This is a genomic window from Streptomyces sp. NPDC047043 (assembly GCF_040644055.1).
Taxonomy (GTDB): Bacteria; Actinomycetota; Actinomycetes; order Streptomycetales; family Streptomycetaceae; genus Streptomyces.
Genome location: NZ_JBEYVO010000035.1, coordinates 42,391 through 66,131, shown reverse-complemented (window position 1 = coordinate 66,131; position 23,741 = coordinate 42,391). Strand labels below are relative to the sequence as shown.

The 23,741-nt window shown below is 72.7% G+C and carries 15 protein-coding genes and 1 tRNA gene; 4 read left to right on the top strand and 12 right to left on the bottom strand.

The window, feature by feature from the left end; translation table 11 throughout:
- Positions 1–37: 37 nt before the first annotated feature.
- Positions 38–559: a DUF4232 domain-containing protein gene (locus ABZ880_RS42495; protein ID WP_361275090.1), complete on the top strand. Its 522-nt coding sequence runs from the start codon at positions 38–40 to the stop codon at positions 557–559.
- A gap of 13 nt (positions 560–572) precedes the next feature.
- On the opposite strand, the gene ABZ880_RS42490 is transcribed toward ABZ880_RS42495, so the two are convergent.
- The gene (locus tag ABZ880_RS42490) at positions 573–1,700 is read right to left on the bottom strand and encodes a DUF2786 domain-containing protein (RefSeq protein ID WP_361275087.1); all 1,128 of its coding nucleotides are present in this window, start codon (positions 1,698–1,700) and stop codon (positions 573–575) included.
- Positions 1,701–1,734: 34 nt separating this feature from the next.
- Entirely contained in the window at positions 1,735–2,679 is a 945-nt protein-coding gene (locus ABZ880_RS42485; protein WP_361275085.1) for a S41 family peptidase, read from the bottom strand.
- Positions 2,680–2,790: 111 nt separating this feature from the next.
- Between ABZ880_RS42485 and ABZ880_RS42480 the strand changes: the two genes are divergently transcribed.
- The 3 genes from ABZ880_RS42480 to ABZ880_RS42470 all read left to right on the top strand — a co-directional run bounded on the left by ABZ880_RS42480 (position 2,791) and on the right by ABZ880_RS42470 (position 5,965).
- The gene (locus ABZ880_RS42480; protein ID WP_361275082.1) at positions 2,791–3,420 is read left to right on the top strand and encodes a LysE family translocator; all 630 of its coding nucleotides are present in this window, start codon (positions 2,791–2,793) and stop codon (positions 3,418–3,420) included.
- Positions 3,421–3,493: 73 nt separating this feature from the next.
- Positions 3,494–4,225, top strand: coding sequence for a Clp protease N-terminal domain-containing protein (locus tag ABZ880_RS42475; RefSeq protein ID WP_361275079.1), 732 nt, complete (start codon positions 3,494–3,496; stop codon positions 4,223–4,225).
- Positions 4,226–4,273: 48 nt separating this feature from the next.
- Positions 4,274–5,965, top strand: coding sequence for a bifunctional 3'-5' exonuclease/DNA polymerase (locus ABZ880_RS42470; protein ID WP_361275077.1), 1,692 nt, complete (start codon positions 4,274–4,276; stop codon positions 5,963–5,965).
- Positions 5,966–6,016: 51 nt separating this feature from the next.
- Here the strand turns inward: ABZ880_RS42470 and ABZ880_RS42465 are convergent, their stop codons facing one another.
- The 10 genes from ABZ880_RS42465 to ABZ880_RS42420 all read right to left on the bottom strand — a co-directional run bounded on the left by ABZ880_RS42465 (position 6,017) and on the right by ABZ880_RS42420 (position 23,610).
- Positions 6,017–9,040, bottom strand: a complete 3,024-nt coding sequence (locus ABZ880_RS42465) for a BTAD domain-containing putative transcriptional regulator (RefSeq protein ID WP_361275075.1) — start codon at positions 9,038–9,040, stop codon at positions 6,017–6,019.
- Positions 9,041–9,395: 355 nt separating this feature from the next.
- Positions 9,396–10,298 (bottom strand): glycosyltransferase, encoded by a 903-nt coding sequence (locus ABZ880_RS42460; RefSeq protein ID WP_361275072.1) that lies wholly within the window; start codon positions 10,296–10,298, stop codon positions 9,396–9,398.
- 87 nt (positions 10,299–10,385) lie between these two features.
- The gene (locus tag ABZ880_RS42455; RefSeq protein ID WP_361275070.1) at positions 10,386–10,823 is read right to left on the bottom strand and encodes a DUF3052 domain-containing protein; all 438 of its coding nucleotides are present in this window, start codon (positions 10,821–10,823) and stop codon (positions 10,386–10,388) included.
- Positions 10,824–10,882: 59 nt separating this feature from the next.
- Positions 10,883–10,959 (bottom strand) — tRNA-Thr (locus tag ABZ880_RS42450).
- A gap of 108 nt (positions 10,960–11,067) precedes the next feature.
- Positions 11,068–12,651, bottom strand: coding sequence for an alpha/beta hydrolase (locus tag ABZ880_RS42445; RefSeq protein ID WP_361275068.1), 1,584 nt, complete (start codon positions 12,649–12,651; stop codon positions 11,068–11,070).
- Positions 12,652–12,774: 123 nt separating this feature from the next.
- Complete coding sequence (locus ABZ880_RS42440) at positions 12,775–13,980, bottom strand: DNA polymerase III subunit delta' (protein ID WP_361275065.1); 1,206 nt, start codon at positions 13,978–13,980, stop codon at positions 12,775–12,777.
- Positions 13,981–14,062: 82 nt separating this feature from the next.
- The gene (gene tmk / locus ABZ880_RS42435; protein WP_361275063.1) at positions 14,063–17,281 is read right to left on the bottom strand and encodes a dTMP kinase; all 3,219 of its coding nucleotides are present in this window, start codon (positions 17,279–17,281) and stop codon (positions 14,063–14,065) included.
- A gap of 172 nt (positions 17,282–17,453) precedes the next feature.
- Positions 17,454–20,282, bottom strand: a complete 2,829-nt coding sequence (topA, locus tag ABZ880_RS42430) for a type I DNA topoisomerase (RefSeq protein ID WP_361275061.1) — start codon at positions 20,280–20,282, stop codon at positions 17,454–17,456.
- 245 nt (positions 20,283–20,527) lie between these two features.
- Positions 20,528–20,725: a hypothetical protein gene (locus ABZ880_RS42425; protein ID WP_361275058.1), complete on the bottom strand. Its 198-nt coding sequence runs from the start codon at positions 20,723–20,725 to the stop codon at positions 20,528–20,530.
- Positions 20,726–20,868: 143 nt separating this feature from the next.
- Positions 20,869–23,610 (bottom strand): protein kinase, encoded by a 2,742-nt coding sequence (locus ABZ880_RS42420; RefSeq protein WP_361275055.1) that lies wholly within the window; start codon positions 23,608–23,610, stop codon positions 20,869–20,871.
- Positions 23,611–23,741 lie beyond the last annotated feature (131 nt).

The window sequence follows — 23,741 nt, the reverse complement described above, 5'->3', positions numbered from 1 at the left end:
CGGCGTCCCGCCCGCCCCAGAGCACCAGAGGAACCACATGCGCGCCATCCCGATCACCGTCGCCGCCCTCTCCGCGGCCCTTCTCCTGACCGCCTGCGACGACAACGGCGGTGACAGCGGCGGCGGCAAGAGCAAGGCCGGTGACGCCTGCACGCTGGACGGCGTCGGCGTGCAGGTCACGGCGAGCGCCGCACCGGCCGCCGGGGACACCGGCAACGTCACCGTCACGATCACCAACCGCGGCACCAAGTGCACGGTGAACGGCTTCCCCGGCGTCGACCTCGACGCCGGGGACACCTCGACCAAGGTCCCGGCCGACAAGGCGGCGAAGGCCCGGAAGCTGACCCTCGCCAAGGACGCGACCGCCTCCTTCACGATCACCTATGTACGCGGCGCGGCGGGCGGCAAGAAGAGCCTCCCGGTGAAGACGGCGAAGTTCAGCCTGCCCGGCTCCACCGCCGACCACAGCTTCACCTGGTCGTACGGCGAGGTCGCCCTCAAGAGCGACGCGGGCGAGCCGAACGCCTCGGTCACCGCCTTCGCGCAGGCCGGCGACTGACGTACGGAACAGCTCATGGAAGCCGCGGCCGGGCTCCCACCTGGGCCCGGTCCGCCGCCTCCGCGCCCTGTGTCCAGCCCGCCTCGTCGGTCACACCGCGCAGGCGGGTGGTGGTCGTCTGCGGGAACATGCGGTCCGTGTGCGCCGTGACGGCGACCTCGCGGGAGGCCAGGACCGGGAGCAGATCGTCGGTGACCTGCGTCTCGGCGGCGGCCGCGAGGCGGGTGCCTATGCGGTGGGCGTAGGCCGCGAAGAAGGACTGCCGGAAGGTCTTGGTGCGCTTGCGGCCGCCCGCCCGCTGGGCCGCCTCCGCCTTCGTCATCGCGTGCATGGCCTGTACGAGGAGCGAGGTGTGGAGCAGCTCGACGGCCTCCAGGTCGGCCTCGAAGCCGACGACCGTGGAGAAGCCCAGCGGTTCGTTCCACACCGCCCGGCAGTGGTTGGCCGTGGCGACCGCGTCCAGCAGGACCGCCTTGGCCTGCTCGTACGGCGCCTCGACGCCGATCCGGCAGGCGCCGGGCGCGTCGGGAGACGGTGCCTGCGCCGCGAGCAGCGCCTCGTCGATGCTGTGCCGGGCCGACAGCTCCTGCGCCTTGGCCGTGAGCGCCTCCGCCTCCTCCGGGAATCCGGTCGCCTCCGCCTTGGCGAGCAGCGCGCGGATGCGGGTGAGCATGCGGGACTCGGGCCTGGGCTGCCGGGTGGCCGTGGACTCGTGCTCCTCGAGGGGTTCCAGGGTCGGCAGGCGCAGCAGCACGCGGTACAGCTCCAGGACCGTGGTCGCATGCGTGAAGCGGTCGGTGCGGGGTGGGGTGTCGGCGGCCTGCTCGGCGAGTTCGTCCAGCTGAGCGCGCCAGCGGGGGCCGCGCCGCCGGTCGTCCGGCGCCTGCGCGCGGATCAGCGCCGATGCCAGATGTACGTGCACGTCGTCCAGCTCGCGCCGCACGATCCGTACGACGTCGGCGGGCTGCCAGCCGCGCCGCCAGGCCGCCGCCACGAACTCCCGGCCGCGGCGGGCGAGTTCGGCGTCCGCGGCCGGGTCTGCGGCCAGCAGGGACGCGCCCGTGTCGAGGGCGGTGTCGGTCTCGGCGTACAGGGCGGCCCGGAAGGCGCGTTCGACGGTGCTGGACGTAGTGCTGGTCACTCGTCGATCGTGCCACGCGGCACTGACAGCCGGATCAGCCGCGGATCAGGGCCTGTGTCCGGTCGAGGGCGTCGGGGGCCGGGCACGGGACGTCCGGGAGGACGCCGGTGCCCTCCCAGTTGGTGCCGGAGACCGGGTTGATCGAGCGGCCGACGGGGATGGTGGCCTCCAGGTTCGGGTGGACGGTCCAGCCCTCGCGCGGGTGGGCGCCGCCGCGGGTGGTCTCCCCCACGACGGTCGCGCGGCCCAGCTGCTGGAGGTCGTAGGCCAGTTCCTCGGCGGCGGAGAAGGTGCGGGGGCCGGTGAGGACGTAGACCGGCTTGGTGCCGCCGAAGCGGGCGCCGGGGACGTGCGGCAGGGTCCAGGACTGGTCGTAGCGGTCGCCCACGCGTGCGTACATGGTGTTGAGGTGGGTGCGCTCGTCCAGCAGGTAGCTGCAGACGAAGGCGACGGTGTCCGGGTCGCCGCCGGTGTTGGCCCTGAGGTCCAGGATCAGCGCGTCGGCGCGGGCGACCAGGGTGAGCGCGGCGGCGAGCGGCTCGGCCGACCAGGACAGCGGGAAGAGCGCGGGGGCGAGTTCGAGCAGGGCGGTTCCGCCGTCCAGCAGCTCGACCCGGGGCACGCCGCCCAGGGAGGCGTCGAACTTGCGGCGCATCTCGGCGGCCGCGGCCTCGCCCCGGCCCTGCGGCACCCGGTCGGGGTGGTACTTGAGGCGCAGGTGCAGGTCGCCGTTGACGGACTGCAGATCCGCCGTGACCAGGCCGCCGAGCTCCTCGGCGCTCTCCACGTCGTACGCCCCCTCCGCCAGGCGCCGGCGCAGCAGCGCGGCGAGCTGTTCGGCGACGTCCGGGAAGACGTAGTGCTCGGTGAGGAGCCGGGCCGTCTCGTCGACGACTGACGGAACGTCCGTGAGGGGGGCGGGAGTTGAGGACGGGGCGGGGTCTGCGGAGGAGCTCGTCGTCAGCGTGGTCGTCGTCATGGCAGGTGAGTCAACCACCGTCCACCTACGACTCACACGGCATTTCTCCGGACTCGTCTCACACCCCGAAATTCGGTCGCTCCCCTCCCCGGTGGGTTCGACCATGGCCGCATGGTGGACATGTCCTTGTACGCGGCGTATCTCGTCACCGCTTTCGCGCTCTGTATCACTCCCGGCCCCGACATGATGTTCATCGTTGCGATGGGCGGACGGGGAGGACCCACGGCGGGGGTGCTGGCGGCCCTCGGCACCGCCTGCGCGATGCTCGTGCACACGGCCGCCGCGGCGCTCGGTCTCTCGGCGCTGTTCACGACGGTTCCGACGCTCTATCACGTCCTGCGCTGGGCGGGCGCGGCCTATCTGCTGTACCTGGCGGTCAAGGCGTTCCGCGACCGCGGGACGCCGGCCGGGGAGGGCGCCGCACCCGCCGGGCCCGGCCGGCGGCGCGCCTTCTGGCAGGGAGCCCTCACCAACCTGCTCAACCCCAAGGCGATCCTCTTCAGCATCTCCTTCCTGCCGCAGTTCGTGAATCCCGAACTGGGGCACGTGCCCGGCCAGTTCATGGTCCTCGGCGTGACGATCGTCGTGATGGGCTTCGTCGTCGAGGGAGCCATCGGTCTGCTCTCCGGGAAGCTCTCCGCGCTGCTGCGCCGCAGCCGGCGGGTGGCGCGCGGGCTGAACATCTTCAGCGGAACGGTGTTCACGGGGCTGGCGGTACGGCTGGTGGCCACACCGAAGTAGGCACGCGCGCGTAAGGCATTTCGAGTGTCAACCCGGGGTTGACGGGTAATGGCTGTCAACCTACGGTTGACACATGTCGACGAACCCGACCACGTCATCCGTACGCCTCGACGACCTCATCGCGGCGATCAAGAAGGTTCACACCGAACCCCTCGACCAGCTCCAGGACGCGGTGATCGCCGCCGATCACCTCGGCGAGGTGGCCGACCACCTGATCGGCCACTTCGTGGACCAGGCCCGCCGCTCCGGGGCCTCCTGGACGGACATCGGCCAGAGCATGGGCGTCACCCGGCAGGCCGCGCAGAAGCGGTTCGTGCCGAAGGAGTCGACCGCCCTCGACCCGAACCAGGGCTTCGGCCGCTACACCCTGCGGGCCCGCAACGTGGTGATGACCGCGCACAACGAGGCCAAGGCAGGTCCCCACACCGAGGTCGTGCCCGCGCACCTGGTCCTCGGTCTGCTCGCCGAACCGGAGGGCCTGGCCGCCAAGGCGATCGCCGCGCAGGGCGTCTCCCACGACGCGGTGCGGGAGGCCGCGACCGCCGCGCTCCCGCCCGCCGCCGAGGAGGCCCCGGAGCTCGTCCCGTACGCCTCCGACGCCAAGAAGGTCCTGGAGCTCACCTTCCGCGAGGCCCTCCGCCTCGGCCACAACTACGTCGGCACCGAGCACATCCTGCTGGCCCTGCTGGAGTTCGAGCACGGCTCGGGAGTGCTGGCCGGCCTCGGCATCGAGAAGCAGCCGATCGAGGCCGAGCTCGCCAAGGCTCTGGAGAAGTACCTGCAGGCACCGCCCGAGCCGAGCTGAGGCCGTTGCCGCAGGCCGTTGTCAGACCCCCCTGCCACACTCGCAACCATGACCGACCGCTGGGCACTCGCCCCGGCCGAGGACGGTGGCGTGGAGCTCGCCCCCCTCGGTCCGGACGGGCTGCTCGCCGGGCCGGTCCTGTGGGAGCCCGACCTCGCGACGGCCGTGCGGGCCCGGCCGGAGGTCGCGCGATGGGTGTGGCGGTCCACGGCCGAGGTGTATCCGCGACTGCTCGCCACGGGGGTGCGAGTGGAGCGGTGCTACGACATCGAGGACGCCGAGACCCTCCTGCTCGGCCACGAGGGGCGGTACGGCGAGCCCCACTCGGCGGCCGCCGCCCTGGCCCGGCTGCGCGGCGGCCCCGTACCGCCCGACCCGCCCCAGCGCTCCGCCGAACCGGGCGCGCAGTCCCCGCTCTTCGAACCGCAGACCGTCCATGTGCCGCTGCCCGACCTCGTCGAGGTGTACGCCGAGCAGCAGCGCCGGCACGACACCACCGCGCACCCCGACCGGATGCGGCTGCTGACCGCGGCCGAGTCGGCGGGCATGCTGGTCGCCGCCGAGATGAACCGCGCCGGGCTGCCCTGGAGCGCCGAGGTCCACCGCCAGGTGCTGCACGAACTGCTCGGCGAGCGGTACGCGGGCGGTGGCGAGCCCCGGCGCCTGGCCGAGCTCGCGGACGAGGTGTCCGCCGCGTTCGGGCGCCGGGTCCGGCCCGATCTGCCGGCCGACGTCATAAAGGCGTTCGCGCAGGCCGGGATCAAGGTCAAGTCGACCCGGCGCTGGGAGATCGAGTCGGTCGACCACCCGGCCGTGAAGCCGCTGGTCGAGTACAAGAAGCTGTACCGCATCTGGGTCGCCCACGGCTGGTCCTGGCTGCAGGACTGGGTCCGCGACGGTCGTTTCAGGCCCGAGTTCATGGCGCACGGGACGGTCACGGGCCGCTGGGTCACCAACGGCGGGGGCGCCCTGCAGATCCCCAAGGTCATCCGGCGCGCCGTGGTCGCCGATCCGGGCTGGCGGCTGGTCGTCGCGGACGCCGACCAGATGGAACCGCGCGTGCTGGCGGCCATCTCCCGCGACCCGGGTCTGATGGAGGTGGCCGGCCGCGAGACCGACCTCTACCAGTCCGTCTCCGACCGGGCCTTCTCCGGCGACCGCGCCCAGGCCAAGCTCGCCGTGCTCGGCGCGGTCTACGGCCAGACCTCCGGCGACGGCCTGAAGAACCTCGCCGCGCTCAGACGCCGGTTCCCCAAGGCGGTGGCGTACGTCGACGACGCGGCGCGCGCGGGCGAGGAGGGGCGGCTCGTGCGGACCTGGCTGGGGCGGACCTGCCCGCCGGCGGCCGGGGCGGGCGACGACGCCTCCGAGGAGGCCGGCATCCCCCAGGACGAGCCGGCCGAGGCCCGGGCAGGCACCGAGTGGGTGCCGGGCTACGCCTCCACGAACACCCGCGCCCGCGGCCGCTTCGCCCGCAACTTCGTCGTCCAGGGCAGCGGGGCCGACTGGACCCTGCTGGTGCTCGCCGCACTCCGCCAGGCCTGCGCGGGCATGGCGGCCGAGCTGGTCTTCTTCCAGCACGACGAAGTGATCGTGCACTGCCCCGAGGAGGAGGCGGAGGCGGTCGTGACGGCGATCCGGGAGTCGGCGGAGCTGGCCGGACGGCTGACGTTCGGGGAGACGCCGGTGCGGTTTCCGTTCACGACGGCGGTGGTGGAGTGCTATGCGGACGCGAAATGAAGGGGGGACGGCGGTGGTTGACCTGTCGGCCGTTGCCCGGGCACGTGGCGATCAGCGGGTGTTCGTCCCGGTCAGCAGCTCTCTCAGCTCCGTCACCACGGCCTTCTCGTCCGTCCCGTCCAGCGCCTGGAGCGCCTTGCGCCACTCCTCGTACGCCTCCGCCGCGCGCCCGCGCTCCTGCAGCAGAAGCCCTTGCTGGTGGCGGGCGAGACCGCCGGTGTAGCGGTCGGCTCGCTCGTCCGCGCGGCGGAGCAGTTCGGCGCATTCACCTCCGGCCCGTTCCGTACGGCCGAGCAGGCGAAGTGCCCGCACCAGTCCCAGCCGGGTCTGCGACTCACCGTGCCAGTCGCCGTGGCCGCCGAGGACGCGCAGGCTCTCCTCGAAGTGCGGCAGGGCGGCTGCCGGTTCGCCGAGGGTGAGGTGGGCGTAGCCGATGTTGCAGTGCGCGGAGTGCTGCACGATCACGGCGCCGATCTCGGCCCCGATGGCGAGCGAGCGCCGGTGCTGCTCGATCGCGGCCCGCGGGTCGGTGTGCTCGTACAGGTTGCCGAGGTGGCTGTGGGTCACGGCCTCGCCGTACGGGTCGTTCAACTGCCGCGAGTACTCCAGGCTTTGACGCAGGGCCCGGCCGGACTCCGCGTAGCGGCCGAGTCCTTCGAGCAGCAGCCCGCGGTTGTTGAGGCAGCGCCGCATCCAGGAGACCCGGTCGAGCCGCCGCCAGATCGTCAGCGCCTGGTCGTTGAGGGTCAGGGCCTCGCTCTGCCGTCCGGTCAGGAAGTGCAGGCCGGCGAGGTCGCCCAGCGCGTAGGCCTCGGCCGCCTCGTCGCCGAGCCGCCGCGCGACGCGCAGGGCGGCCAGGCCGAGCACCTCCATCTCGGCGACACGGCCGCTGCGCTGCACATAGGGGAAGAAGAGGCGGACGAGTGCCGAGACACGGGCGGCCCTGCGGTCGTCGGTGTCGTCGGCGTACCGCTCCACCATCGTGACGACGTTCTCCAGCTCCGTGTCGCCCCAGGCGAAGGCCTGTTCGGCGGACTCGAAGAAGGGCAGGGCAGCGACCTCCGCCGCGTGGCCCGGCGGCTGGGCCGCGGTCGGGCGGCGGCGGTCGTCCTGGTCGAGACCCGGTTCGACGATCGCGGTGAGGGCGCGCTCGGCGACGGCCGCGTACCAGCGCAGGGCGGACTCGTCGATGTCGCCGTCGGCGGTGCCGCCGGCGAGTTCGTGGGCGAAGTCACGGACCAGGTCGTGGGGTGCGTAGCGGCCGTAGGCGGTCTCCTCCAGGAGGGCCACGTCGACGAGCCGGTCCAGCGCGGCCTCGGCGCGGCGCGCATCGGTGCCGGTGAGGCGGGCGATCAGGGGTGCACCGTACGCGGGCAGGTCGAGCGCACCGACGCCGCACAGCGCGAGCGCCGCGTCCCGGTCGGCCTCGCGCTCCGAGGCGGCGAGGGCGTCGTGCGCGACGGCCAGGGAGCGGCGCACGCTCAGGTCGTCGTACTCCAGATGATGCAACCGCCCTTCGGTGGCGGCCAGTTGACCGGCGAGCACGTCCGGCGTGAGGGCACGGCGCGCCGCGAGTCGGGCGGCGACGATGCGCAGCGCGAGCGGAAGGCGGCCGGTGAGTTCGACGAGGGGGTGAGCCGCGTCGAGGCCGTCCCGGCCGGAGACCGCCCGCAGCAGCGCCGCGCTCTCCTCGCCGCTCAGCGGGGTGAGCGGGAAGCGCCGGGCGCCGTCCAGGGCGGTCAGCGGTGAACGGCTGGTGACGATGACCGCGCAGCCGGAGCCGGCCGGCAGCAGCGGCCGTACCTGCGCGGCGCTGGCGGCGTCGTCCAGCACCAGCAGCGTGTGGGTCGGCGCGAGCAGGGAGCGCAGCAACGCGGCGGCCGCGTCCGGGTGTTCGGGGATGTGACGGGGCTCGGTGCCGAGGTCGCGGAGCAGGGCGGTGAGGGCCTGGGCGGACGAGAGGGGGGTCATGCCCGGGGTGGCGCCGTGCAGGTTGACGTAGAGCTGACCGTCGGGGAAGCGGTCCCGGAGTTCATGGGCGACGTGGAGAGCAAGGGCGCTTTTGCCTACGCCGGCCATGCCGCTGATGACGGCCACCGCGGGAGTCCGGCCGGGCTCGAGGGTGCCGCGGAGGTCGTCGAGGGTGGAGGTGCGGCCCGTGAAGTGGGCGGGGGGCGGGGGCAGCTGGGCGGGCCGGGGCGGTTGTGGGACGGCAGGCGCGGGGTCGTCCGTGCTGCCGCGCGGGGTGTCGTCCGCGCGCGTGGCACCCGGGTCCGCGGTGCCGGCGAGCACCTCGACGTGCGCCTCCCGCACCGCCGCACCCGGCTCTACGCCGAGCTCCTCCACGAGGCGGGTGCGCAGGTCGCGGTGGACGGCCAGGGCCTCGGCCTGGCGGCCGGTGCGGTGCAGGGCGAGCATCAGCTGACGGTGGTGGGCCTCCCGCAGCGGGTACTCGGCGGCCAGCGCCGCCAACTCCGGTACGAGACCGTCCAGTCGGGCGCCCTCGACGGCCAGCTCGGCGTCGTAGCGCCATTCCAGGAGGAGCAGGCGGGCCTCCTGCAGACGCGACACGAACGCGTATCCGCCCAGTTCGGCGGGGAGTCCGCTCAGCGGGGTGCCCCGCCACAGCGCGAGCGCGGAGGCGCACTCGCGCACGACCCGCTCCCAGTTGCGGGCCGCGTACGCGCCGCGCGCCGCGGCGAGATGCAGCTCGAAGACATGGACGTCCAGCTCGCCCTGCTCGACCCGCAGCACATACCCGGGCGGCACCGCCCGCAGCCGTTCGGGATCGTCGAGCAGCCGCCGCAGCCGGGCCACGTGGTTGTGCAGCGAGGCCTGCGCGGAGGCGGGCGGCGAGCCGCCCCACAGCGCGTCCTTGAGCGACTCGACGGAGACGATGCGCCCGGCCTCGAGCAGCAGGGCGGCGAGCAGGGCACGGACCTTGGTGCTGCCGATGGCTTTGACGTCGAGGCTTGCGAGGGGTTCCGCAACCTCGACGGCGCCACTTTGGTCGTCGTAGAGAACCGGCGGCCCCAGCAGTCCGAACCGCAGCCCGCGCCGCCTCACGCCGCCCACTGCCTTCCCGCGTCCTGGCGGATTCCCGCCCTCGTCACTACGGTTTCCCGCCACCCATTGCACGACGGTCCCTGGCGGAATCCCGCCACCGTTCCGGCTGTCCGGCGAGGGCACCAGCGACTTCACGCCAATCGGCCGACGCCGGAACGGGGAACCGTTGGCCACATGTTAGCGATCCGTTGGCGTGACCTGATGTGATCACTTCATCGGATCTGGCCCGGGGGCGCGCGCGTACGACGCGCAACTCGGGGGAGTGTCGCCGCCGCGGCCGGATCCGGGGGACGTCAGAGGGTCCCGGTCGGCGGAGGTGAACGACCGGGACCCTCGTCCCCTCTTCCGTGAGCTGTGCTTCTGCTCAGATGACGGGTGGCCGGCCCAGCCGCGAGAGCCGCCAGACGGTCCGCCAGCGCATGGGCCGCCGCTCGCCGGCCGGTTCCTTCAGCCCCTCCACGAATCCGCCGAACCAGGCGCGCAGCCCGGCCCGCGACCGGGTGCGCAGAAGCGTGAGCAGCGTCCAGATCCCCAGGTGTACGGGGATGAGGACCAAGGGCAGCCGGCGCCGCACCAGCCAGACCCGGTTCCGGGCGTTCACCCGGTAGTAGATGGCGTGCCGGGCGGGCGAGGTCTTCGGGTGCTGGAGCAGCAGTTCGGGCGCGTACAGGATCCGCCAGCCCGCGTCGGCCGCCCGCCAGGCCAGATCGGTCTCCTCGTGGGCGAAGAAGAACTCGGCGGGCCAGTCCCCGATCTCGTCGAGCATGGCCGTGCGGAAGGCGTGCCCGCCGCCGAGGAACCCGGTGACGTATCCGCCGCGCATGGGGTCGGAGGCGCCGACCCGGGGCACGTGCCGCTGCTGCGTCTCCCCGTGCTCGTCGGCGATCCGGAACCCGACGATGCCGAGCCGCGGGTCGGCGGCGAACAGATCCCGTACACGGCTGAGGACTTCGGCGTCGACGAGCAGCCCGTCGTCGTCCAGCTCCACCACGACATCCACGTCCCCGAACTCCCGCAGCTTGCGGAGCGCGACGTTCCGGCCGCCGGGACAGCCGAGGTTCTCGTCGAGTTCGAGGAGGGTGACCTCGCCCGGCAGCGACAGCCGCTCGGCGAAGTCGGGCAGCGGGCAGCCGTTCCCGACGATCACGATCCGTGCGGGGGCGAAGTCCTGCTTGGCCACGGACTCCAGCAGCGCGTCGACCTCGGCGGGCCGGTTCCCCATGGTCACCACGGCGACGGCGATCCTCGGCGCCCCCTGGTCTCCCATGCCCTCACCTCATCCCGGCCGCGGACAACATCGGCCGCGATGCTAGCCGTTCACGGTAAGGACTTCTTAAGTACGCTGATTCTTGGGTCAGGCGTGTCGGTTGATACGACGGTTCTCCTTGCGCCGTACGAACTTCAGCCCCGACCAGTCCTCCCCCAGCGCGGCGACCTTCACATCGACGACACCGAGCGGCAGGAAGAGCTCGCGCAGGTCGTTCTCGGCGAGGTCACTGACGTGCCCGGCGGCCTTGCGCGGCCAGGCGATCCAGAGCATGGCGTCGTCGGCGAGGTCGGTGACGAGGCCGGGCGCCTCGGCGGCGAGCTCGGCGTGGGCCCGGTAGAAGGCAACGGTGACATCGGTACCGCGCGGGCCGCCAGAGGTGAGGTCAACCCCTTCGGGAAGACCGGGGATCTCGAAGGACTCGGGGGCGTGCCGCAGCCCGACCTGATGCCCCGGCTTGATGCCGATCTTCCTGGCGAGAGGGGTACCGGAATACCCGGCACCGGCAGCCGCGGATCCACTCATGTCGCGCCTCCACTCAACACAAAACCCCAGGTCAGTATCTCCCTGACCTGGGGTCCCAGTGGAGCCGCCTTCGGGATTCGAACCCGAGACCTACGCATTACGAGTGCGTTGCTCTGGCCATCTGAGCTAAGGCGGCGCGCCGTCAGCACCATGGTGCGATCAGCAACGTCGGTAAGTCTACACAGTTTCCGGGGGTGCTCTGACCGCGCCCCGGAGGCAGGACCTCCGGGGCGCGGCGCACGACTTATGAGCAGCGCTTTCCCCTCGTCGGAGGGGTTCCGTGGAGCAGGTAGGCGTCGATCGTGGAGTCGATGCATCGGCTGCCGCGGCCGTAGGCGGTGTGGCCGTCGCCCTGGTAGGTGAGGAGGCGGGCCGAGGAGAGCTGGCGGGACAGGGACTGGGCCCAGCGGTACGGGGTCGCCGGGTCGCGGGTGGTGCCGACCACGACGATCGGGGCCGCGCCCTTCGCCTCGATGCGGTGCGGGGCGCCCGTGGGCTTCACCGGCCAGTACGCGCAGTTCAGCGAGGCCCAGGCGAGGCCGTTGCCGAAGACGGGGGACGCCTTCTCGAACTCGGGGAGTGCCTCCTCGACCTGGTCGGGGCCGGAGAAGGCGGGCGGGAGGTCCAGGCAGTTCACAGCGGCGTTGGCGAACATCATGTTGGAGTAGCGGCCGTCGGCGCCGCGCTCGTAGTAGCTGTCGGAGAGGACGAGCAGGCCCGCCCCGTCGCGCTCCTTCATCGCCGAGGTCAGCGCCTCGCGCAGCTGCTCCCATGCGCCCTCGTCGTACATCGCCGCGATCACACCGGTGGTGGCGAGGGACTCGTCGAGCTTGCGGCCGTCGGCGTCACCGGTGGGGACGGGGTGGGCGTCCACCTTCTTGAAGAAGGCGCTGAGGTTCCTGCCGACCTGGGCGGGCGTGGTGCCCTTGCCGCCGAGCGGGCAGTCCGCCCGCCGCACGCAGTCCTTCGCGAAGGACTGGAACGCCGTCTCGAAGCCTGCCGTCTGATCCAGGTTCAGCCGACGAGCGGACAGCGAGGGGTCCATCGCCCCGTCCAGCACCAGCCGACCCACCCGCTCCGGGAACAGCCCGGCGTACGTCGACCCGAGGAACGTGCCGTACGACGCCCCCACATACGTCAGCTTCGCGTCCCCCAGCGCCGCCCGCAGGACGTCCATGTCCCGGGCGGCCTCGACGGTGGAGACATGCCGCAGCAGCTGGGGCGAGCGCGCCCCGCAGCCCTCGGCGAACCTCTTGTACGCGGTGACGAGTCGGCCCGTCTCCTGCCGGTCGTCCGGTGTGCTGTCCGTCTCCGTGTACGTGTCCATCTGCCGCCCGTCGAGGCATTCGACGGGCTCGCTGCCGGCGACTCCGCGCGGGTCGACGGCGACCATGTCGTAGCGGGCGCGGACCTCCGCCGGGTAGCCGATGGCGGCGTACTGCTGCAGGTAGCCGATCGCCGAGCCGCCCGGTCCGCCCGGGTTCACCAGCAGCGAGCCGAGCGGTTTGCCCTTGCCGGTGGCCTTCTTGCGGGCGACGGCCAGCCGCACGTCCCCGGCGGCCGGTCTGGCGTAGTCGAGCGGCACCTTCATGGTGGCGCACTGGAAGCCGCCGACACCGCAGGTGCGCCAGCTCAGCTTCTGCCCGTAGTACGGCGCGAGGGTGGACGGTGTCGCCTGCGGCAGCGCGGCCAGCGCCGCCTCCACGGGGTTGTCGGCGGAACTCGCCGGGCCTCCGGAGGAACAGGCGGAGACGAGCAGCACGGCTGCGGCGAGGAGGGTGACGGCGGTTCGGGGACGGCAGGGACGAGAGCTGCGCCTGAGGTACATCAGGCGAGAGTAACTCTGTGCAGCTGTCCGGTCGCCATGCGTACACACCGTGACTCGTACGAGTTACGAGTCATGTCGTCAACTTGCCGTTGATCGCTGGGCGGACGGGTGACCGCAGGTCGGTCAGCCCGCTCTGAGCGCCATCGTCATCGCCTCCACCGCGAGCAGCGGGGCGACATTGCGGTCGAGAGCCTCGCGGCAGGCGGCGATCGCCTCGATGCGGCGCAGGGTGGACTCGGGGGAGGTGCCGCGGGCGAGGCGCTCCAGGGCGTCCTCGGCGTCCCCGTTGGCGATGGCCACGCGGGAGCCGAGCTGGAGGGCGAGGACGTCGCGGTAGAAGCCGGTGAGGTCGGTCAGGGCGAGGTCCAGGCTGTCGCGCTGCGTGCGCGTTCTGCGCCGCTTCTGCTTGTCCTCCAGGTCCTTCATCACGCCCGCCGTACCGCGCGGCATCCGGCCGCCCTGGGCCGCGCCCAGCGCCGCCTTCAGCTCCTCGGTCTCCTTGCCGTCCATCTCCTCGGCGAGCTGCTTCGCGTCCTCCGCGGCCGCGTCGACGAGCTCCTGCGCGGCCTTGAGCGCACTGCCGATCTCCTCGACCCGCAGCGGCAGCTTCAGCACGGCGGCGCGGCGCTCACGGGCGGCCGGGTCGGTGGCCAGGCGGCGGGCCCGGTCGACGTGCCCCTGCGTGGCGCGGGCCGCGGCTTCGGCGACGGGCGGTTCGATGCCCTCCCGCCGTACGAGCATGTCGGCGACGGCCGCCACCGAGGGCGTCAGCAGGTTCAGGTGACGGCAGCGGGAGCGGATGGTGGGCAGGACGTCCTCGAGGGAGGGGGCGCACAGCAGCCAGACCGTGCGCGGGGCCGGCTCCTCCACCGCCTTCAGGACGGCGTTGGCCGACTTCTCGTTCAGCCGCTCGGCGTCCTCGACCAGGATGATCTGCCAGCGGCCGTTCGCCGGCGACGTGAACGACTTCCGTACGGTGTCCCGCATGTCGTCGGCGAGGATCTGCGTGCCGACGGCGGCCACGGTGGTGACGTCCGCGTGCGTACCGACCAGGGCCGTATGACATCCGTCGCAGAACCCGCAGCCCGGCGCTCCACCGAGCGCACGGTCGGGGCTGACGCACTGCAGCGCGGCCGCGAAGGCCCGCGCCGTCTGGATCCGCCCGGCGCCGGGAGGGCCGGTGAAGAGCCACGCGTGCGTCATCTTCGACGCCTCGGGGGGCGGGGCGTCGGCGGCGACCGCGGTGACGAGGGCATCGGCGTCCCGGGCAGCCGCGGCGAGCTGCTCGGCCACCTTCTCCTGGCCGACGAGGTCGTCCCAGACGGTCATGCGTCACCCCGCCCTTTCGTCACGGTTCGTGTTGCGGGATCCATTGTGAGGGGTGGCACTGACAGCGGGGTGGCTGCGAGGCTCAGCGCCCCCGGCCCCGACGCCTCCCGCGCCCCGCATCGTCGTCGTACTCGTCCTGATGCGGACCGAGCAACTCGTCCGCCAGCGACGGCAGATCGTCCAGCGGTGTCTCCTCGGCCCAGTCCGACCGGGCCCGGCGCCGCGGCGCGCCCTCCGCATCGACCTGAGGCATCTCCCGCGTACGGTCCTCGGCCCCTTCCGGCCGGGCGCCCCCCGCCTGCTCGTCCCGGAAGAACCCCGGCGGCACCCGATGCGCGGCGTCCTCGCCCTGCACGGGAGGCAGGACGGCCGTCTCGTCCTCGGCCCCGGAAGTCACCGGCGGCAGCACAGCCGTCTCGTCGGCCGCACCCGGCACCACGGGCGGCAGCACCGCCGTCTCGTCCGTCGCCCCCGCGGGAGCCGGCGGCTGCGGCAGCTTCGTCGTCACCTCGGACTCGGACTCCCCACGGGACCCCGCGCCGGCGTCCCGCTTCTCCTCGCCCACGGCCCGCAGCACAGCCGTCTCCTCGACCGGCCCGCCCGACGCGTTCGTCGGCGTCACCACCGGCGTCGGCACGGTCGTCGCCTCCGGCGGTACCGCGGGTGCGGCAGGCTGCTTCGGTCCCGCCTCCGCGGCGGCCGTGGCCTGCTCGGCGAGCCGCCTGGCCTCCTCGGCGCGCAGCAGGGCCTCCTCGGCCTTGCGCTGCTTCTCCAGACGCCGTGCCTCGGCCTCGGCGTGCAGCCGGGCCTCTTCCTCGGCCTGCTTGCGCCGCCGCTCCTCCTCGACCTTGCGGCGGGCCTCCTCCTCGGCCCGGGCCTTCTCCTCCGCGAGGAGCCGTGCCTGCTCCTCCTCGGCCCGCCGGCGCGCTTCCTCGGCCCGCTGCCGGGCCTCCTCCGCCTGCCGCTCGGCCTCGCGGCGCTGAGCCTCCTCCAGCTCGCGCCGCTTGCGCTCCTCCTCCTCGGCGCGCAGCTTGGCGAGCTGCTCCTGGCGCTCGCGCTCCAGCCGCTCCTCCTCGGCCTTCCGCGCGGCCTCTTCCTCGGCCTTGCGGCGGGCCTCCTCCTCGGCCTTCTTCCGCGCCTCCTCCTGGGCCTTCACCTCGGCCTCGGACAGCGGCAGCATCTGGTCGAGCCGGTGGCGTACGACGGTGGTCACGGACTCGGGCTCCTGGCCCGCGTCCACCACCAGGTACCGCCCGGGGTCGGCCGCGGCCAGCGTCAGGAAACCGGACCGCACGCGCGCGTGGAACTCGGCCGGCTCCGACTCCAGCCGGTCCGGCGCCTCGGTGAACCGCTCACGGGCGATGTCCGGCGAGACGTCCAGCAGCACGGTCAGGTGCGGGACGAGGCCGTCCGTCGCCCAGCGGTTGATACGGGCGATCTCCGTCGGGGAGAGGTCACGGCCCGCCCCCTGATAGGCCACGGAGGAGTCGATGTACCGGTCGGAGATCACGACCGCGCCGCGCTCCAGCGCGGGCCTGACCACCGTGTCCACGTGCTCCGCACGGTCCGCCGCGTACAGCAGCGCCTCCGCGCGGTGGGACAGCCCCGCGCTCGACACGTCCAGCAGGATCGACCGCAGCCGCTTGCCCACCGGCGTCGCCCCCGGCTCGCGCGTCAGCACGACCTCGTGGCCCTTGGCCCGGATCCACTCGGCGAGCGCCTCGGCCTGCGTGGACTTGCCGGCGCCGTCGCCGCCCTCCAGGGCGATGAAGAAGCCGCTCTCCGCAGGCGCCGTCACCGGGTCGTCGCCGCCGAGCAGCGCGTCCCGCAGGTCGTGCCGCAGCGGCACCCCGGAGCGGTCGTCGACCTTGGCCAGGACCAGCGCGGCCACCGGCAGGAGCAATGCGCCGACGAGCATCAGCGTGAAGGCGGCGCCGCCGTGCGCGAACACGAACTTGCCGTTCTCCAGGCGGTGCGGCCCGATTCCCGCGGCCACCACCGGAGCGATCACCGCGCCGAGGGCCACGCACACGCGTACGACCGCGTGCAGGTGCTCCGTCGTGCGCGCCCGGCGGTAGTCCTCGGCCTCCTGGTCGAGCAGCGTGTGCCCGGTGTTGGCGGCCACGCCCGCGCCGACGCCGGCCAGCGCGAGGATCAGCAGCACGGTGGTGACGTCCGGGACGAGCCCGGCGGCCAGCAGCGCGACGCCGGTGAAGGCGATCGCCAGCGCGAGCAGCCGGCGCCGCGACAGCGACACCAGCATCTTGGGCGCCGTACGGATTCCGACGACGACACCGCCGGTCAGCGCGAACACCAGCAGCCCGTACGTCACCGGGCCGCCGCCCAGGTCCTTGGCGTGCAGCACGCACACGGCGACGGCGGCCGCGATCGCGCCCGCCACGGCCGCGGCGGCGAGCACCAGCAGCGGGATGGCTTCCGTGCGTCCCTTGTCGACGCCCGTGCCCGTCTTGGGGCGGCGCAGTCCCTCGAGCGGCGAACGCGCGCGCGGGGTGCGCGTGTCGGGCAGTTCCAGGAAGGTCACGACGGACAGGGACGCGGCGAACAGCCCGGCCGCCACGTACGAGGCGAGGGCGGCCTGGTGCTGGTCGAACCAGTCGATCCCGGCGCCGAGCAGATTGTTGACCAGCCCCGCGGCGACGAGCGCGGCGGCGGCCAGGGGGATCGCCACGAAGTTCGTACGCAGCGACAGGCGGCGCAGGGCGTCCATGTGGTCCGGCAGCGGCCGTACCGTCGCGCCCTCCAGGGGCGGGGCGGGCAGCAGCGCGGGCGCCGCGCTCTCACGGCACACCGTCCAGAAGCGCTCGGCGACTCCGGTCACGAAGGCGCTGACCAGCAGGACGGCCAGCGCGTCGTCCGGCGTCCAGTCGATCCACAGCGGAGCGACGATCATCACCGCGACCCTCAGGCCGTCGGCGCCGACCATGGTCCAGCGGCGGTCGAGCGGGCCCTCCTGGGAGGTGAGCGAGGTGAGCGGTCCGAGGAGGACGGCCCCGAAGAGCAGCGTCGCCAGGATGCGCACCCCGAAAACGGTCGCCACTGCGAATGCCACGCCGCGATAGCCGCCGCCGAACGAGCCCTCGCCGATCGCCGCCTGCAGGGCGAGGAGCACCAGCACGAACAGCGCGAGGGCGTCGCCGACCCCGCCCACGAACTGTGCACTCCACAACCGCTTCAACTGCGGTCGGCGTAGCAGGGCGCGGACGGCGCGCTCGCGGGAGTCCGCGACAAGGGCGTCGTCGGGGGCCGGGTGGTGGGCCGTTGGCTGCTCCGCTCGCGTCATGCTTTCAGCCTATCGGGAGCGACTGACAACCCACGGCACGCGTCCGAACGTGCGCACGCCCCGACACCAAAGCGATACCGGGGCGTTCGTTTCGCGAAGCGGAGGTGAAGGGCCCGGCCTTCGAACGACCCGGCCCGAACACCCGCACGTGTCCGCGGACTTGCTGCTGCGCCTAGTCCTCCGCGCCGTTCGAGGCCGTCGCCTTCTTCGCGGCGGTCGCGGTGGTCTTCTTGGCCGCCGTCTTCTTCGCGGCAGTCGTCGTCTTCTTGGCCGCGGTCTTCTTGGCGGCCGTCGCCTTCTTGGCCGGGGCCTTCTTCGCGGGCGCCTTCTTCGCCGTCTTCTTGGCGGGCCCCTTGGCCCGCTTCTCGGCGAGCAGCTCGAAGCCGCGCTCCGGGGTGATCGTCTCGACGCTGTCGCCGGAGCGCAGGGTCGCGTTGGTCTCCCCGTCGGTCACATACGGCCCGAAGCGGCCGTCCTTGACCACCACCGGCTTCTCGCTGACCGGGTCGGTGCCCAGCTCCTTCAGCGGCGGCTTGGCGGCCGCGCGACCGCGCTGCTTGGGCTGCGAGTAGATCTGCAGCGCCTCTTCGAGCGTGATCGTGAAGAGCTGGTCCTCGGTCTGCAGCGAGCGCGAGTCCGTGCCCTTCTTCAGGTACGGCCCGTAGCGCCCGTTCTGCGCGGTGATCTCCTGGCCCTCGGCATCGGCGCCGACGACGCGCGGCAGCGACATCAGCTTGAGCGCGTCGGCGAGCGTCACCGTGTCCAGCGACATCGACTTGAACAGCGAGGCCGTACGCGGCTTGACGGCGTTCTTGCCGGTCTTCGGGGTGCCCTCGGGGAGCACCTCGGTGACGTAGGGGCCGTAGCGGCCGTCCCGGGCGATGATCTGGTGGCCCGTCTGCGGGTCGGCACCGAGCTCGAAGTCGCCGCTCGGCTTGGCGAGCAGCTCCTCCGCGAGCTCGACGCTCAGCTCGTCCGGGGCCAGGTCCTCGGGCACGTCCGCCCGCTGGTGGCCCTCGGAGTCCTTCTCACCGCGCTCGATGTACGGGCCGTAGCGCCCGACCCTGAGCACGATGCCGTTGCCCACCGGGAACGACGACACCTCGCGCGCGTCGATCGCACCCAGGTCGGTCACCAGCTCCTTGAGGCCGCCGAGGTGGTCCCCGTCGCCGTTGCCCGCGTCCGCCGCGGTGCCGTTGGTCGCGCCCTCGCCGAAGTAGAACCGCTTCAGCCACGGCACGGCCTGCGCCTCACCGCGGGCGATGCGGTCGAGGTCGTCCTCCATCTTGGCGGTGAAGTCGTAGTCGACGAGCCGCCCGAAGTGCTTCTCCAGGAGGTTGACCACGGCGAAGGACAGGAAGGACGGGACGAGTGCCGTGCCCTTCTTGAAGACGTAGCCGCGGTCGAGGATCGTGCCGATGATCGACGCGTACGTCGACGGGCGGCCGATCTCGCGCTCTTCGAGCTCCTTGACCAGGCTGGCCTCGGTGTAGCGGGCCGGGGGCTTGGTGGCGTGCCCGTCGACCGTGATCTCCTCGGCGCTGAGCCGGTCGCGCTCGGCGACCTGCGGCAGCCGGCGCTCGCGGTCGTCCAGCTCGGCGTTCGGGTCGTCGGCACCCTCGACGTAGGCCTTCAGGAAGCCGTGGAAGGTGATCGTCTTGCCGGACGCGCTGAACTCGACGTCCCGGCCGTCGGCCGCGGTACCGCCGATCTTCACGGTCACGCTGTTGCCGGTCGCGTCCTTCATCTGCGAGGCGACGGTCCGCTTCCAGATCAGCTCGTAGAGCTTGAACTGGTCGCCGGTCAGGCCGGTCTCGGCAGGGGTGCGGAAACGATCACCCGAGGGGCGGATCGCCTCGTGCGCCTCCTGCGCGTTCTTGACCTTCCCGGCGTACGTCCGCGGCTGCGCCGGCAGGTAGTCGGCGCCGTACAGCTGCGTGACCTGCGCACGGGCGGCGGCCACGGCGGTGTCGCTCAGCGTCGTCGAGTCGGTACGCATGTAGGTGATGTAGCCGTTCTCGTACAGCTTCTGCGCGACCTGCATGGTGGCCTTCGCGCCGAAGCCGAGCTTGCGGCTCGCCTCCTGCTGCAGCGTCGTCGTACGGAACGGGGCGTACGGCGAGCGGCGGTACGGCTTGGACTCGACGGACCGCACCGAGAACTGGGTGTTCTCCAGGGCGGCGGCCAGCGCGCGGGCGTTGGCCTCGTCGAGGTGGAGGGTGTTCGCGCTCTTGAGCTGTCCCAGGGAGTCGAAGTCGCGGCCCTGCGCGACTCGCCTGCCGTCGACGGTCTGCAGGCGGGCGACCAGCGACGACGGGTCCGACGGATCCCCCGCGCGGCCGGTCGCGAAGGTGCCCGTCAGGTCCCAGTACTCGGCAGAACGAAACGCGATGCGCTCGCGTTCCCGCTCCACCACCAGTCGGGTCGCGACCGACTGGACGCGACCGGCCGACAGACGCGGCATGACCTTCTTCCACAGGACCGGCGAGACCTCGTAGCCGTAGAGACGGTCGAGGATGCGGCGGGTCTCCTGGGCGTCGACCATGCGCTTGTTCAGGTCGCGCGGATTGGCGACGGCCTCACGGATCGCGTCCTTGGTGATCTCGTGGAACACCATGCGCTTGACCGGGACCTTGGGCTTGAGCACCTCCAGGAGGTGCCATGCGATGGCCTCGCCCTCGCGGTCCTCATCGGTGGCGAGGAAGAGCTCGTCGGAGTCGCGCAGCAGGTCCTTGAGCTTCTTGACCTGCGCCCTCTTGTCGGCGTTGACCACATAGATCGGCTGGAAGTCGTGTTCGACGTCCACACCGAGGCGGCGGACCTCGCCGGTGTACTTCTCCGGCACCTCCGCGGCGCCGTTGGGAAGGTCGCGGATGTGCCCGACGCTCGCCTCGACGATGTAGCCGGGGCCGAGGTAGCCCTTGATCGTCTTCGCCTTGGCAGGCGACTCGACGATGACGAGTCGGCGGCCGCCGCTTGCGGTCTCGCTGGTCGGGGACAACTTCGCTCTTCTCTCCGGTCGACGCTGGGGCCTCCCCAGGCGTTCCCCCGGGGTCGGGTCATGGTGACGCTGCGGAGTGTGACGGTACATCCCGCCCCCGTGTCAAACGGGAAAAGTCCACAACGGCCACTCGGAACGGTAACCCGACTACCGCCATTCCTGCCGCCCGGAGTCCCCACCGGCCTTTTCGAGCCGGTCCGGAGGATCACCTCTCAATTGTCGGAGCCGCAGCTCCGGGGCCGCTTTCAGACCCGGGTGAAGCACCAGGTTCCGAGTGCCAGCGCGATCAATGACGCGAGGCTCGCGAGGGTCGCCGATGCGACGGGGTTCACACCGTGGGCGACGGGCTCACCGTGCCGCACGCGGGCCACGGTCCACACCAGCAGCCCGCTTCCGAACAGGGCGAACACCACGCCCGCGAAGATCGCCGGTCCGCTCTCCATGGCTTCGCGTGCCCCTTTTCTCCCGTCCGCGAGTGCCCAGCCCGGGCAGACTGACACGCACGGGAGACCCAGAGGCGAACCCGAGGTGAACGCGGAGCCGACGAACCTGCGGGCTCGCCCCGGCCCTCGCTCCCGTACCCGGCTCAGACCGAGCCGGGCACGGGTATCTTTCCGGTCGTCTTCTGGTTGTCGGTCCGGCTCACCGTGCACACCACCTTGGTGAACCCGGCGTCCCAGTCGTTCTCGTCCGCCACCCAGCCGTACACCACGCGCTGGGATCCCGGGGCCCAGGTCGACTCGAATTTGTTGCCGCACAACTTCGTCGCGTTGTCGGTGCCCTTCTTGTAGGTCATTTTGTCGGGGGCCTGAACGGTCCCTATGACCTGGTCGGTATGCGGATTGGCGCAGTCCGTGAGTGGCGCCTTGTAACCGTCGTCGACTTCCTTGTAGTCCCAGCAGTCACCGACGCTCATCTGACCGACCCACAAATCCGTGCCGCTGTCCCGGAATCGGCCCACTTCACCGCCGATGGCGGCATGCCGTCCGAGTACGAGACATGCCGTACCGCTCTCCGCCGCGGCGAAGCCCTGCTTGGTCGGTAGAACGGCGTAGCCCTCCGCGTCCGGCAGTGCGTCCACGACCGCCTTGCTCTGGCTCGCACAGCGCTTCGCGCCCTGGGCGCGGGCGTCGGCGTAGTCGGTGGCCGTGTCGACCGCCACGACCTGACCGTCCGGCCAGTCGTCGGCGCAGTCGACCACGCCCAGGTTCGGCGCCGACTTGAACGGCGTCCCCGACCAGACCGCCTTCACGCAGTCCCCGGTCTCCAGCGGCTCACTGAGCCCGACCACATCGCCGTACGGCAGCACCGGTCCGGTCGGCGACGGCGACTGCCGTGACGCGCTCGCCGACGGCGACTTCTTGGTCGCCGCGCTGTTCTTCCCGCCACCGCCATCCCCGCTGGTCAGCGCGAAGACCCCCCACGCACCGCCGACGAGGACGAGCACGGCACCCACGACCAGCGCGACGATCGCCAGCCGCTTCTTCCCGGGCGAGGCCGACGGCGGTGGCGAGGGCGGCATCCCGGGCCCGCCCCCGACGGGGGCGGTCGGGGCGCTCCAGTAACCACCGGGGGCACCGCTCGCGTACGGCGGTTGAGCACCGGCTCCGCCGCGCGGGGGTGCACCGGCGCCTCCCGCGTACGGCGGCGGGGCGCCTCCTTCGCCGTACGACGGTGGGGTGGTGCCTCCTGCGTACGGCGGCGGAGTGCCGCTTCCCGCATACGGCGGCGGGAGTGCGCTCCCCGGATTCGGCGACGGGGTGCCGTCTCCCACCCTCGGCGGCTGCACGCCACCGCTCGCGTAGGGGGAACCGGCCCCCTGCGCATACGGGTTGGCCGACTCGGCGGGATGCTGCGGGGCGGGCGGCCGCCAGAGGTCGTACGCCGGCGAGCCCGGCGCCCCTCCGGGCGTGGCCGGACCGGCACCACCCGGGGTGTCCGGGCCGCCCGCCGGAGTCCCCGGAGTGTGCGGAGTCGGCGGCGCCCCGGGCGTCTGCGGGGTGTGCGGAGCGGGCGGTGCCCCCGGTGTCTGCGGAGTGCCCGGCGCCGGACCACCGCCCCAGCCGCCGGGCGGCTCCGCCCCGAACCCCTCGGGCGGCGGGCTCCCGGCGTACCCCGGCGGCGGGCCTGCCCCATACCCGGGCGGAGCACCGCCGACGTACCCGGGCGGCACGCTCCCCACGTACCCTGGTGGGGAGCCCTCCGCAGCGGGCCCTCCAGGCGTTCCCGCGCCTCCCGGCGAGGCACCCGCCTCCGGCCCGGGCGGCACGCTCCCCGCGTACCCGGGCGGCGGACCCTCCGCGGCATGCCCTGCGGGCGTACTCGCGCCTCCCGGTGGCCCACCGCGGCCGTCCGCGGAAGCCGCCACCCCGCCGAATGCCTCCGGCGCCGGACCGAACCCGCCCGGTGGCGAGCCGTAGCCGCCGACGCCCGCCCCCGGGCCCCAGCCGGCCGGCGCCGCGCCCTGCACCACCCGCTCCAGCCCTCGCGCGACCGCCTCCGGCGAGGACCTGCGTACGGGGTCCTTGACCAGCAACCCCTGCAGTACCGGACCCAGTCGGCCCGCCAGGACCGGTGGTGCGGGCTCGTCGCCGAGGAGGGCCGTCAGGGTGGCGTAGTCGCCGTGGCGGTCGAAGGGGCCGCGGCCCTCCACCGCGGCGTACAGCGTGGCGCCCAGGGAGAAGAGGTCGGCTGCCGGAGTCGGCGGCTCGCCACGCGCGCGTTCGGGGGCGAGGTAGCCGGGTGTGCCGAGGATTCCGGCGGTGGCCGTGAGCCGGGGTTCGCGGGACTCGGGCTGCAGGGCGATGCCGTAGTCGGTGAGCAGCACGCGCGCGTAGGGGTCGCCCGAAGCGTCCGACGCCAGAAGGATGTTGGCCGGTTTCACATCCCTGTGGAGGATGCCGATGCGGTGCCCGGCGGTGAGCGCGTCGAGGACGGCGAGCCCGATGCGGGCCACCTCGGCGGGCGGCAGCGGTCCGGAACGCCGTACGACCGCCTGGAGGTCGACCGCGTCCGGCACGTACTCCATGACGATCCAGGGCAGCCCCTCGTGGACCACCACGTCGTGCACCGTCGCCACATGCGGATGTCCGCGCAGCCGCGCCGCGTGCCGGGCCTCACTACGGGCCCGGGCGATGCGCTGCGCGGGCTCGCTCGCGTCCATCGGAACGTCCGGAAGCGCGATCTCCTTCAGCGCGACTTCACAGGCCAACTCCTCGTCGTACGCGAGCCATACGCGGCCCATGCCGCCCGCGCCGAGCGTCCGCAGCAGGCGGTAGCGCCCATTGATGATCCTGCCTTCGCCCTGATCCGGCGTCTCCCCCGACATCGTGCCTCCCCCGAGACAGCGCGCCTCCCCCGAGGACGCGTGGAACCTGTCCCTCGAAGGTAGCTTCGCACCTGCCACTGACAGGAGGCCTTTTCGGGATCAATCCCGCCAGAGGGGACGCAGGGGCATCA

Excerpts from the sequence above, each read along its gene's own strand:
- ABZ880_RS42475 (WP_361275079.1), top strand. The coding sequence starts at position 3,494 with ATGTCGACGAACCCGACCACGTCATCCGTACGCCTCGACGACCTCATC.
- ABZ880_RS42455 (WP_361275070.1), bottom strand. The coding sequence starts at position 10,823 with ATGAGTGGATCCGCGGCTGCCGGTGCCGGGTATTCCGGTACCCCTCTC.
- tmk (WP_361275063.1), bottom strand. The coding sequence starts at position 17,281 with ATGACGCGAGCGGAGCAGCCAACGGCCCACCACCCGGCCCCCGACGAC.
- ABZ880_RS42445 (WP_361275068.1), bottom strand. The coding sequence starts at position 12,651 with ATGTACCTCAGGCGCAGCTCTCGTCCCTGCCGTCCCCGAACCGCCGTC.
- ABZ880_RS42485 (WP_361275085.1), bottom strand. The coding sequence starts at position 2,679 with ATGACGACGACCACGCTGACGACGAGCTCCTCCGCAGACCCCGCCCCG.
- ABZ880_RS42470 (WP_361275077.1), top strand. The coding sequence starts at position 4,274 with ATGACCGACCGCTGGGCACTCGCCCCGGCCGAGGACGGTGGCGTGGAG.
- ABZ880_RS42480 (WP_361275082.1), top strand. The coding sequence starts at position 2,791 with ATGGTGGACATGTCCTTGTACGCGGCGTATCTCGTCACCGCTTTCGCG.
- ABZ880_RS42460 (WP_361275072.1), bottom strand. The coding sequence starts at position 10,298 with ATGGGAGACCAGGGGGCGCCGAGGATCGCCGTCGCCGTGGTGACCATG.
- ABZ880_RS42420 (WP_361275055.1), bottom strand. The coding sequence starts at position 23,610 with ATGTCGGGGGAGACGCCGGATCAGGGCGAAGGCAGGATCATCAATGGG.
- ABZ880_RS42425 (WP_361275058.1), bottom strand. The coding sequence starts at position 20,725 with ATGGAGAGCGGACCGGCGATCTTCGCGGGCGTGGTGTTCGCCCTGTTC.
- ABZ880_RS42440 (WP_361275065.1), bottom strand. The coding sequence starts at position 13,980 with ATGACCGTCTGGGACGACCTCGTCGGCCAGGAGAAGGTGGCCGAGCAG.
- ABZ880_RS42495 (WP_361275090.1), top strand. The coding sequence starts at position 38 with ATGCGCGCCATCCCGATCACCGTCGCCGCCCTCTCCGCGGCCCTTCTC.